Here is an 11,721-nt window from a genome sequence, read left to right as displayed (position 1 = left end):
GCACCGGCTTCGCCGCGAACCCCCCCGCCCCCAAAAAAAATGACGGGGATAAAAACAATGGCGTTACAAACCCCCCCGGGCAAGCCACCCCCCCCAAAAAACCCCAACCCCCCCCCCAACAAAAACCCCCCCCCAACCCCCCCCCCGCCTCCGGGTGTTCTCTCTTTTTTTTTTAATTCTGGGGGCGCCCGGCTGTGGGGGCCGCCCCGCCAGGATCAGGCCGCTGCGGCCTGGGCCTTGGTCGCTTCCTTGTACAGGTTGCGAACCTTGTCGGTCAGCTGGGCGCCGTTGGCAACCCACTTGTCGACAGCGGCGATATCCAGCACAACGCGCTGCTCAGCACCCTGGGCAACCGGGTTGTAGTAACCGACGCGCTCGATGTTGCGGCCGTCGCGGGCGCTACGGACGTCGGAAACGATGATGTGGTAGAACGGACGCTTCTTGGCGCCGCCGCGGGTCAGTCGAATCTTGACCATGGTGGTGTTTTCCTATGTTGCCCAGTCGCCAGGATGGCGCGGTAAGCCGGCGATTATAGCGACCACCCCGCCCCTTTCCAACCCCAGCCCTGACCGAAAACCTGAACAAGCGCCATTCGCGCGCTTGAGCTGGCCTCGCGCCAGCCCTGCAGGGTCGATCTTCGTAGCCAGCCCGTCGCCAACTCCCCCTTCAGCTTGGCAGATACAGCCGGCAGACCGCTTCTTGTGTCCGGTTCAGCGCACGGGGAATATGATTCGCATATGAATCATATATTCAATCAGCGGAGCGACTGATGGGCATCGTGAACATCGACGACGAGCTGCACGACAACCTGCGCAAGGCCAGCACCGTGTCTGGCCGCTCCATCAATGCCCAAGCCGGGTTCTGGATCAGGATCGGAATGCTCTGCGAACTGAACCCGCAGCTGAGTTTCCAGGAGCTGGTCGCCCGCGAACTTGCGGCAGCCGGGGTAAGCCCGGCAAGCATGCGGGTGGCAGAGGCATGATCAAGCAGCCGCACGAACTGGCATTGATGGCCGAATCCGGGCGCCTTCTGGCCTCGGTGTTCGAAGCATTGAACAAGCTGCCACTGGAAGGCTTGAGCACACTGCAGGTGAACGATTGGGTCGAGCGCTTCATCGTCGACCAGTTGCAGGCGCGCCCGGCCAGCAAGGGCCAGTATGGCTTCGCCTATGTACTCAACAGCTCCATCGACACGGTTGTCTGCCACGGCGTGCCGTCATCGAAAGACATCCTCCGCAGTGGCAGCATCGTCAACCTGGACATCACCCTGGAGAAGAACGGCTACATCGCCGATTCCAGCCGCATGTACCCGATCGGCGAGGTGAGCCACCAGGCCAAGCGTCTGGTACGCGTCACCAACGAAGCCATGTGGAAGGGCATCGCCACGGTACGTCCTGGCGCAACCCTGGGCGACATCGGCTTTGCGATCAACCGCCATGCCAAGGACGCCGGCTATTCGGTGGTGAAGGAATACTGCGGCCACGGCATTGGTCGCGAAATGCACGAAGAGCCGCAGGTGCTGCACTACGGGCACCGTGGCGCTGGGCTGGAACTGCAGGCTGGCATGACCTTCACCATCGAGCCGATGATCAACCAGGGCCGCGCGGCGATCGACAATCACGACGACGGCTGGACCGTGACCACGCGCGATGGAAAGTTGTCGGCGCAGTGCGAGCACACCGTTGAGGTGACGGAAACCGGCGTGCGCGTACTGACCCTGCGCGATGAAGAACGGGCCATCGCGCAGAAGCTGCTTGGCGCGCTGGCGTAGGACAGGTTTTTGTAGGAGCGGCGTCAGCCGCGAAGCTGATGTTGCTGAAGCTGCTGGCAAACGTGCGATCTGATGGTGTCTCCGCTTCGCGGCTTACGCCGCTCCCACAAGAGCGAGTCACTCGTCGTCAATGTATTCCAGCCAAAAAGAAGGCCCGGCAATGCCGGGCCTTCTTCATTCACAGGTCGTGCTCAAACAACAAAAATCACCAGATCACAACCCGCTTGTCATCGCCACGCACCATCGCATCACCAGCCTTGCACTGGAACGCCGCGGCATACGACGGCATGTTCGACGGCGCACCGTTGGCGCGGAAGTTGGCCGGTGCGTGCGGATCGGTATTCAGACGCACGCGCAGCTCGCCTTCGGTGAAGTTGCGGCGCCACACGGTGGCCCAGTTCATGAAGAAACGCTGGTCCTGGGTATAGCCATCGACCGGCACATTGACCTTCTCGTCTTCCTTCAGCGCCATCTGCAGCGCGTCATAGGCAACAGTCAGGCCACCGAGGTCACCGATGTTCTCGCCCAGGGTCAGCTTGCCCTTGACGTTCACGCCCGGCAGCGACTCATAGCCGTCGAACTGCGCGACCAGCTGGTCGGTGCGGCCGGTGAACGCAGTGCGATCAGCATCCGTCCACCAGTTGTCGAAGTTGCCGTTGGCGGCGAACTGGCTGCCCGAGTCGTCGTAGCCGTGCATCATTTCGTGGCCGATGACTGCACCGATGCCACCGTAGTTGAGCGCCGGATCAGCCTTGGCGTCGAAGAACGGCGGCTGCAGGATGGCGGCCGGGAACACGATCTCGTTCTTGGTCGCGTTGTAGTAGGCGTTGACGGTCTGCGGAGTCATGCCCCACTCGGTCTTGTCCACCGGCTTGCCGATCTTGCCCAGCATGTAACGGTAGTTGAACGCCTGCGCGGCTTGCACGTTGCCCAGGTAGCTGTCGCTGTTGGTGGTCAGGCCCGACCAGTCACGCCACTTGTCCGGGTAGCCGATCTTCGGGGTGAAGCTGGCCCACTTCTCCAGCGCCTTCTTCTTGGTGTCTTCGCCCATCCACGGCAGGCCTTCCAGGCGGGCCTTCAGCGCCACCGACAGGTTCTCCACCAGATGCTGCATGGCCACCTTGGATTCGGCCGGGAATACCGCGTCCACGTACAGCTGGCCCAGCGCTTCGCCCATCGAGCCGTTCACCGAATCCAGCACGCGCTTCCAGCGCGGCTGCATTTCCTGCTGGCCGCGCAGGGTCTTGCTGAAGAAGTCGAAGTTGGCCTGCTCGAAATTCTTGCTCAGGTAGGGCGCGGCGTTGTCCACGGTGTGGAAGCGCAGGTAGGCCTGCCAGGTGGCAGCCGGCACGTCGCCCAGCATCTTGTCCACTTCGCCGAAGAAGCCCGGCTGGGCCAGCGAGAACTTGTCCTTGGCCGGGATCTGCAACGTGTCGAACAGCGCGGTCCAGCTGAAGTTCGGGGTCTGCTTGTCGGCGTCGGCGGCGCTGACCGGGTTGTAACGCTTGGCCGGGTCACGCAGCTCGATGCGCGACAGCGAGGCCTTGGCCAGGCGGGTTTCGAAATCCATCACCGCCTTGGCCTGCTCCTTGGCCTGCGCGGCGTCGACACCGGACAGGGTCAGCAGCTGCTCGATATAGGCCACATAGGCCTCGCGGATCTTGGCCTGCGATTCGTCGAAGTAATAGCCCTTCTCCGGCAGGCCGAGACCGCTCTGGCCGACATAGGCGATGACGTTGGACGAATCCTTGAAGTCCGGGCTGGCATACAGCGAGAACAGGAAACCATTGCCCTGCGCATAGGCATCACGCAGGTAACCGGTGATGGCGGCGGTGTCGTTCAGCGCGGCGATCCTATCCAGTTCCGGCTGCAGCGGCTTGATGCCGGCGGCCTCGATGGCAGCCTCGTCCGAACCGGTCTTCCAGATGTCGCCGATCTTGGCTTCGTTGGAACCTGCTGCAGCCTTGCCAGCGGCCGCCTGCTGGACCAGCGCGTGCTGCACTTCCAGCGAGCGCTCGCGCAGGATCTCGAAGCTGCCCCAGGTGGTCTGGTCGCCGGGCACCGGGTTGGCCTTGAGCCACTTGCTGTTGACGAAGCCGTTGAGGTCGGCACAAGCCTGCACGGCCGGATCCAGGTCGGCGGCGTTGAGCGAGATCAGCTGGGTCTTGAGCTGCGACTGGTCAAACGCGGCCTTGGCTTCGGCAGCCGGCGCGGCGGGCGCGGTATCGGTCTTGCCACAGGCAGCAAGCGAGGCGGCGATTGCAACCGTCAGGGACAACGGGACGAGCTTGGAAAACGACATGGACATCTCCGGCCAAACAGGGAAAGGCCGCACAGGTGGCGCGGCACAACCTTGGAGGGTAAAGGATCAGCCCGTATCGCGGGACCCGCCGAAGGTCACGCCCGCCTCCCCTCGCACCGACGATACGGGCGAACACCTGTGCTGCAACGGCGGCAGCGCACAGGTCAATCCAGCCAGCGCGCCGCCGGTGGGCGCCTGGCACTCTGCACAAACCAACCCTGTGCGACACTGCCGCGACGCGGACAAGAGCGTCCACCCCTCGGGAATCGCCCATGCTTTGGCTACGCGCAGCAGTGTTCTGTTTTGCCGCGGTCTGCTGCCATGTCGCCCACGCGCAGGCAAGCTCGCCGTCAGCTCCAGCCGCGACGGCAACCGCCACGCCGCCGAATCCAAGCATCCCGGAACCCGTCGACGGTGCGCTGATCGTGATCCGTGCCGATACCGACGAGCGTCTTGCCATTTCCGCAATCGAGCGCGCCGGCCAGCCCGATCCCACCGCAGCGCTGGGCCCAGGGCTGGAAGCGATCACCCGCTCTGTGGACCAACGCAGGCAAGCTTTGTCGCCCACGCAACTGCGCAGGGTTCCAATCATTCGCCTGGAGAGCCTTGACCGGCACTGGCAGTTCGACGGCAAGCGCTTTGCACGCTGGCGTGATGCCCTGCAGACCGCTACCGAGCCGTATGCCGCGGACGCCGCAGAGCTGGCACGTCGCCGTGCCAGTTGGCAACTCACCCGGGAACACCCAAGCGATATCCCGCCGGTGCTGCTGAGCCGCATCGATGGCCTGATCACGCTGCTCACCCGAGCCGAGCAGGCGCTTGCTGTGCCGCTTTCCCGGCAAATGGAACTGAGCGCGCGCGCCAATGCCCTGGAGACCCGGTTGCAATCCGGCCACGCCGCTGTCACCGATGCCATTGCCTACCTCGATCACCAATTGCTGCAGATAGATTCGCCACCGCTGTGGCGAGCTGATACGGATTCCGCGGATCAGCCCGCAGCAGCCAGCGACGCGCTTACCTCCGGCCTGCAGATCGAACTCGACTTCAGCCGCGCCTACGTGAGCGAGCACCGGCGCACGCAGTTCCTGTTCCACGGGATCCAGGTACTGCTGATCCCGCTCTTGCTATGGGGCTGGCATTACCGTCGGCGGACGCCCAGCAACGGCAATATTGAAGCCGCTACACAACGCGTACTGGCACGACCGGTATCAACCTGGTTGCTGCTGTCGACCATGGTGATGCTGGCCATCGAACCCGACGCCCCCTTGCTGACCTTGCAGATAGGCATGCTGTTCGCACTGGTCGCGGTGCTGCGGCTGCTGCCGCCGGGCAGCCGCCGATTGCTGGGCTACTGGCCGCTGGCCGCATCGTTGCTGTACCTGCTCGGCGGCCTGGGCATTTTCTTCCTGTCCAGCAACGTTGCATTCCGCTACTACACACTGGCGCTGACCATCGTCGCCATGCTGCTGACCGGGCTGGTGCAATGGCAGGCCTACCGCAGCGGCCACGCCAATACTACCGGGCGCGCGGGACAGGCCTTGCGCATGGCGGCGTGGGCCGCGCAGGCGTTGTTCGCCGTATCGCTAGCAGCCAACGTTGTCGGCAACCTCACGCTGGCGGAGATGCTGACCAGCGCGCTCATCGACAGCGCCTACTTTGGCCTGCTGCTCTACGTCGGCATCGCCGTGCTGTTGAGCCTGTTGCACCTGCTGCTGAGCCGGCCCAGCCTGGCGCGCTACCGGCTTACCCGTGATCACGCACCACCATTGTTGGCGCTGCTTGGCCGGCTCGGCATATTCGCCGCGGTCGTCGGCTGGGTGGTCTATGCGATGGACAGCTTCCGCATCCTGCGGCCGATCTATGCCTTGCTGAGCAGGCTGCTCTCGCATGAATTTTCCATTGGTGAATTCAGCTTGTCGTTGGGCCACGTACTGGCCTTCATCGCGGCAATCACCATTGCCTTCTGGGCCGCGCGGATAACCCGCTTGCTGCTGCAGGACGTGCTCCAGCACGGCGCCAACATGTCGCGTGGCATCGGCAACAGCATCGCCTCACTTGCCTCGTATGCGGTGCTGATGCTCGGCGTGATCATCGCGCTGTCGGCCGCAGGCTTCAAAGGCAGCCAGCTTGCGCTGCTGTTCGGCGCACTCGGCGTCGGCATTGGTTTTGGCCTGCAGAACGTGGTCAACAACTTCGTCTCCGGCTTGATTCTCATGTTCGAGCGACCGATCCAGCCTGGCGACGTGGTGGAGGTCGGCACCATCAACGGCCGCGTGCGCGACATCGGCATGCGCTCCACCCGCATCAAGACCTTCGATGGCGCAGATGTTGTGGTACCCAACGGCACTCTGCTGTCCGAGCCGCTGGTCAACTGGACCCTGCTGGACCGCAACCGGCGCATTGAAGTGAACGTCGGCGTTGCCTATGGCAGTGATCCACAGCAGGTGCTGGCACTGCTTGCCAGTTGCGCCAAGCAGACCACCGGCATCGCCAGCGAACCCGCCGTTGCCGCGCTGTTTGTTGGTTTCGGCGCCAGCTCACTGGATTTCAGTGTTCGCGCTTGGACCCGCGACTACGACAACTGGCTCAACATCCGCAGCGAGCTCATCACCCGCATCCACGCAGCATTGCAGGACGCCGGGATCGAGATCCCCTATCCGCAACAGGATGTGCATGTGCGCAGCTTGCCGATGGCAGCACCAGACAATTCTCATCCAACGCCGCCAACTGCCTGAGCATTGGGTTGCTGGCAGCGACTACTTTGCGGAACAGTGCGAATCTTCCGGCCAATTCGAGCACGACAGAAACTGCATGACGGGTACTGGATCTTGTACCGTGGTCCAACATCCTTCTGATTCAGGCCGATGTCCGAACACCACTGGTTCCTGCTTCCAAAACATCCTCACCTGCCCGCGCCAGACTGGCAACAACTGGAAAGGTTGATGCTTGAGGAGCAAATGCTCTTGCCCGCTTCGGGGCGAAGCATTCCTGGATGCATGCTGGCCGATCTGAGCATGGCGGTCGCAAGTATTCCCGGAGCGAACTATCTCTACGGCGAAACATGGGCAACAGCTGAGGATGTACTGCGCAGCCATATCGCCGCAGGTCACATCCCCACAACCATCCCGACATCTCCGCATTGGTCGATCGAAGACGCAGTGAATACACTGCAAGCCTATGGCATAACTCTGGGTGATGCATGGAAATTCAGCGCCCATACCTGGTCCAGCTGGGCCAGCCCCCGTTACCGGGTGGGGCCGGCAATGCGCCCCTTCTACGATGAACAAGACTATGAGATCGAGCGTAAGCGTGCCGCCATTACCTTGTTCACAACACCTGCGGATCAGCCCCCGTTTGTAACTGCTGGCGAGAACACCGGTGCGCCTTACGTTCCCGGAGACGAAACCGAACTTGAAGAACTGGAGCCTTTTGGCTCTTACGTCGACTTCATCAACGCTGCTTACGAAGACATCCAGACCACCTGGATCAATCCCGATGATGGACGGCCGTATCACATCCTTGATCTGGACTGGAGCGACGGTCTAGGCATCGGCTGGAACTTCATGCAGTTCGACAATGGTGGCGAATTCGATCGGGACCGCTTCGCTGCCGTAATCGGCGAGCTGATTGGGCAGCCGGTGTTGTTCGCGTATCGCCATCTCTGAGCGCCGAACGCGGTCGACTCTGCCTCCAGGTGCGGGATGACAAGCACTTCTTCAAGCCGATTTTACGTTGACAGCCGCGCCGGCGATGGCATGGCAGCCGCAGGCAAGTTTGTGACCCTCGAGCACCACTGGCTTGCCTTGCAACGTCCGCGTTGGGTGCCCTTCGACAAAGCGGAAAATTCCGCGATGCAGTGGGCAGGTAGCGTAATCTCCAAGCACCGCGATAGCCCTGCCATTCACTGCATGACTCCCAACGAGCTGGCATTCTGTGACTTTTCCACCGCTGCTGGTGGCATCACCTAAACAAATCGGCGATGTCATCTACCGCGCACCTTTCGCATGAAGGGGTCATGATTGATCCCAGGCGGGTTGTTCTTGGCCTTTTCTTCATCGCTGGGTGGACGCACCATCTGAATGGTGGCGCTGCCATCGGCACCGGCATACACCACCGCGCTGACTCCGCCCTCGTGATAGCTGGCAATCGCGCCCAGTCCGATCTGCACCAGAGGACTGGTCAAACCGACATCGGCGATACGGCGGCCAATGTCGAAGCCCTCATCGACATTGCCAAGTTCCAAGCCATGGCTATCGGCGTTCAATGAATGCAAGGCGTTGTTCAGGGCCACGCCCAGTCCCGTGCCATCATGACTGTCGTAGAACACCCGGGCCGGCACGCTACCTTCTGGCAGTGTAGCGAGCGCCTGCTTCCAGCCTTCGAGCATCGCCAGCGTTTGCAGCGCCTGCTTCAGAGGCTTCCCCTCGGCATCGCGCAATGGGACCTTGATGGGCCGGTGCAGATGACCCAGGTGAGGAGCACGATCGAACTCCTCTACTTGATGCTTTGCCCAACGAATCGGCAACCACGGGGTGGGCTTGAAGTCGCCTGGCCCGCGGTTGTCGGTTGTTTTCCAGAGTTCGGGCAGAACAGCCTGCCAGAAACCGGTAGGTGTGGTGCCGGGGCCAATAACGTCTCTCGCGCCAGCTTTGCGCGCCTCCTCCTCGTAGTAATTCAGCGCCTTGGTTTTTGTCTCAAAGAACAGCGCCCAGAGCTTACCCAGATCGGTACGGGTGTCCTGGTTGTTTTCCCTATAGTCCGGAGCATACGGGCGCAGGTAGTGGTCCACGCGATCACTGCGTGCAACCAACAGCACTGCAGTGGTGTCCTCCACCACAGGGACAAAATGCTCGTCAGGCATGGCTGGCGTACCCCGCGGAGCATATCTCTGCCGCATGACATCACCGTCGCGTGCGGCAATCATCGCCATTGGCAGCTCGGAGGTGTCATCGAAGAGTGCAAACAACTGCTCGATCGTCGGCTGCGCATGGGTGGTGTTGGCATCCTGCTGCCACAGAAACAATGTCACCCCAAGCGAGCCGCTAAACCTGCCCTCGCCGATCAGGCCCGCCGCACGTCTGATCTCACGTTCGTCGCGGAAAGGCGGCTCTACTGCGAAGACCGGAATTGGCCAGTACGCCACCGAATCGGCGGCGGCATACCGGAAGGCCGCCCCGGTACTGAGGCCTGCGTTGTCCTCCCGGGTACTTGCGGAATCCGGATAGTCATTGGGATCCTGCGAGTAGATGGAGCTGAAGCCATCTTGCCCCGGCACCCGGATTTTCTTCCATACAGAGGTCTGGTGGTTCGCACCAGGAGCGATACCAACACCGCGCAGCTCCAGCGACCAGGTCGGGCTGCTCGTCGGTTCTTCAGCGGAAGCAGATTCCGTCACTGTAACAGCTGAGACACCCGATTTGGCTACAAGCGCCTTGTAACCCCAGTGCCCTGCAAAAGCCGCCGCAGCCAGCGTGGCGATACCGGCAATTCCAAAAATAATCGTGCTGCGCATATAGCCCATTTCCATGTCGTTCAGTAGGGCGTCGGGGTCCTTCGTTGTGGCCATTGCAACTATCAGCAGGATCCAGATAACGCCGAGCACGCCCGCCGTCCAGCAATAGGGCGCCAAACGTGGGCGAATCGTACCGAGGCCACTCATGACGGGTTCTCATTGAAGTTTCCGCCGCTCACCATCCGCGGAGGCTTCCGCAGGTTGACGAGCGAAGATGCCGGAAACTCGCCAGATTTGTAGTAACGACCACAGGCCTCGATGAGCTTTCGCGTGGCGTCGCTTAGATCATTCCACTTCGGATTGTTTCTCATGTCTTCGAGCTGTTTGTCCTCCATCCTCCAATCCCCCATCAGCGTCAGCAGCGCACGCCAATCCTTGTCGTCCAGGATATGGCCCTGGCCAATGGCCACATCCATTGCGGTCACCCAACGGTGATTTTCTGAATCGCGTAGCACACCGGAGTGATAGCTGTTGTCTTCCAGCTGCGACTCCGCCGTTCGCATCCAGGCGCGCGCCTCGTCGGGGGTCATTTCCCGTTCAAGTGACTTGTCAAACATGCCTTTGGTGCGAACGGCACGCGTCTGACCATTTTCATCCACGGCCTCGCTGTTGAATTTGGCAAGAGCAGCATCTTCCTTCATCCCTGCGTAGGCCTCTGGTAAAGGCACCCATGGGAAACTCGCCTTTTCCTTTCCCAGCGAAATGTTCTTGGTGACATCATCGCCACGATCTTTGCCAAGAGTGCTTGGGCTGCCTTTGACCGCTTCGCCACCGAACATTCTTGGTGCGTGCATGGGCATCAACGCCTCCCCATTGATCCACAAGCTCTCGTCCTCATTCATTGGCTCGGAAGCCGCGATGTTCTTCGCAGACCAACCACCACCGGCATAACGTGGCTCACCTTTGGCACGCAGTAACTGGCGACTGGGTTCAGTACCAACCCACACCGGCTTGCCCTCACGGTGACGCTTGGTCCACAAGCGCTGATAGAAGCGCATCTCACGCAGTCTTTCCATTGCACCGCGCCCTTCCACCAGGTCGGGAACGCCGAAGGTGCCAATGCCAACCACCTGACTCAAGCCTACGGTGGCATCATCAGGGCTGAAATACAGATATACCTTGCCCCGGTTATCGCGCTCGGGGAATGCCGCCGAGCGACCATCGACGCCAATGCGATGCCCATTCAGCGCACTCCATCCTGGGCCTGCGCGACCACCGGATTTGGGTTGGCCAACACAAAGGTCATCCAACGTTGGCAAGACATAAGGCTCGGCTGTGATCGTCTCGACGATGCCTAGAAAGTCTCCCAAGGTATCGCCTCCCTTCGGTGTGACTTTGGCATGCAACGAATAAGGACTGGCCACCATGATCACGCAATCCGCACATCGCTGCTGGCGGTCGGCCAGCAGCGCCTGAGCAAGCAAGGTGATCAAGGTCCCCTGACTGTGGCCCATGATGGTGATGGTTTCGGACGGATAGATACTTCGGATGGTGCTGACCATGTTGGCCAGCCTTTCGGCGGCCAGCACGAAATACCGTCGATGCGGGCACACGCCCATGAACTGACTGTTTGGTAGCTGGGTATTAGCCACATGCCTGATGGCCAAGTCGAAGCCTTTGCCGTACATTTCGCGCAAGTTGTTGGTGGCATTCGCGAAGAATCCACCACCCTTTCCGAAATGCCGATCCAGCCGGTTACCGAATTTGTCCTGGTATTGGGTACGGACCTTGGCAGGATCGCCTTTGGAATCACGCTGAATCTCGCCTTCGGCCGCCCGGTAGCCCCAATAGAACGGTATCAACACGCTCTTGGCTTGGCCATCCTTACGTAGATAGAGATGCGTATCTGGATCATCGAGCCTCTCAATATCCAGTTCGGTATGCGACTGCTTGGGCTTGGCCTTAGTCGCCCAGTAGTCCACGCCATACCTTCCAGACCTCAAGTCAGTGCGATCCAGTCGCTCGTTCAGGCCCTGGCACAAGCCCTCTTCTACCGAGGCATAACTGGCGCCAGGGTCATTGACACCATGCAGGAAAATGACCACACCGGGCCGCTGACGAGGCACCGGCGTATTGCTCGGCACAGTGGAATTGGGTGTAAGTCGGCTTTGACCCGCAGTCTCGTAGTTACTCACTT

Annotated in this window: 9 protein-coding genes; 4 read left to right on the top strand and 5 right to left on the bottom strand. The window is 61.1% G+C overall.

Annotated features, from left to right (window positions below; translation table 11 throughout):
• Positions 1-215: 215 nt before the first annotated feature.
• Positions 216-476 carry a 30S ribosomal protein S16 gene (gene rpsP, locus ACVOLV_RS05105; RefSeq protein WP_481553455.1) on the bottom strand — a complete coding sequence of 87 codons (261 nt, stop codon included), beginning with the start codon at positions 474-476 and terminating at the stop codon, positions 216-218.
• Positions 477-769: 293 nt separating this feature from the next.
• On the opposite strand from rpsP, the gene ACVOLV_RS05100 reads away from it, so the two are divergent.
• Together ACVOLV_RS05100 and map are read left to right on the top strand one after the other, a co-directional pair.
• Complete coding sequence (locus tag ACVOLV_RS05100) at positions 770-982, top strand: ParD-like family protein (protein ID WP_303749276.1); 213 nt, start codon at positions 770-772, stop codon at positions 980-982.
• A complete protein-coding gene (gene map, locus ACVOLV_RS05095; protein WP_481553454.1) occupies positions 979-1,770 on the top strand; it encodes a type I methionyl aminopeptidase in 792 nt (263 codons plus the stop codon). Before ACVOLV_RS05100 ends, map begins: the two co-directional genes overlap by 4 nt.
• 205 nt (positions 1,771-1,975) lie before the next feature.
• On the opposite strand, the gene ACVOLV_RS05090 is transcribed toward map, so the two are convergent.
• Positions 1,976-4,072, bottom strand: a complete 2,097-nt coding sequence (locus tag ACVOLV_RS05090; RefSeq protein ID WP_481553453.1) for a M13 family metallopeptidase — start codon at positions 4,070-4,072, stop codon at positions 1,976-1,978.
• A 272-nt stretch (positions 4,073-4,344) separates the two neighbouring features.
• Between ACVOLV_RS05090 and ACVOLV_RS05085 the strand changes: the two genes are divergently transcribed.
• Both ACVOLV_RS05085 and ACVOLV_RS05080 read left to right on the top strand, forming a co-directional pair.
• A complete protein-coding gene (locus tag ACVOLV_RS05085) occupies positions 4,345-6,807 on the top strand; it encodes a mechanosensitive ion channel family protein (RefSeq protein ID WP_481553452.1) in 2,463 nt (820 codons plus the stop codon).
• A 129-nt stretch (positions 6,808-6,936) separates the two neighbouring features.
• A complete protein-coding gene (locus tag ACVOLV_RS05080) occupies positions 6,937-7,737 on the top strand; it encodes a hypothetical protein (protein ID WP_481553451.1) in 801 nt (266 codons plus the stop codon).
• A 51-nt stretch (positions 7,738-7,788) separates the two neighbouring features.
• Here ACVOLV_RS05080 and ACVOLV_RS05075 read toward each other — a convergent pair whose 3' ends face one another.
• The 3 genes from ACVOLV_RS05075 to ACVOLV_RS05065 are packed head-to-tail and all read right to left on the bottom strand — an operon-like array spanning position 7,789 to position 11,719.
• The gene (locus tag ACVOLV_RS05075; RefSeq protein ID WP_481553450.1) at positions 7,789-8,058 is read right to left on the bottom strand and encodes a PAAR domain-containing protein; all 270 of its coding nucleotides are present in this window, start codon (positions 8,056-8,058) and stop codon (positions 7,789-7,791) included.
• A complete protein-coding gene (locus ACVOLV_RS05070) occupies positions 8,055-9,731 on the bottom strand; it encodes a type VI lipase adapter Tla3 domain-containing protein (RefSeq protein ID WP_481553449.1) in 1,677 nt (558 codons plus the stop codon). The genes ACVOLV_RS05075 and ACVOLV_RS05070 overlap by 4 nt, the downstream gene beginning before the upstream one ends.
• On the bottom strand, positions 9,728-11,719 hold the full coding sequence (locus ACVOLV_RS05065) for a T6SS effector phospholipase Tle3 domain-containing protein (protein WP_481553448.1): 1,992 nt from the start codon (positions 11,717-11,719) through the stop codon (positions 9,728-9,730). The genes ACVOLV_RS05070 and ACVOLV_RS05065 overlap by 4 nt, the downstream gene beginning before the upstream one ends.
• Positions 11,720-11,721: the final 2 nt, after the last annotated feature.

Source organism: Stenotrophomonas sp. STEN023 (assembly GCF_056760135.1).
The sequence above is the reverse complement of the archived record's forward strand: the minus strand, read 5'-3'. Positions and strand labels throughout refer to the sequence as shown.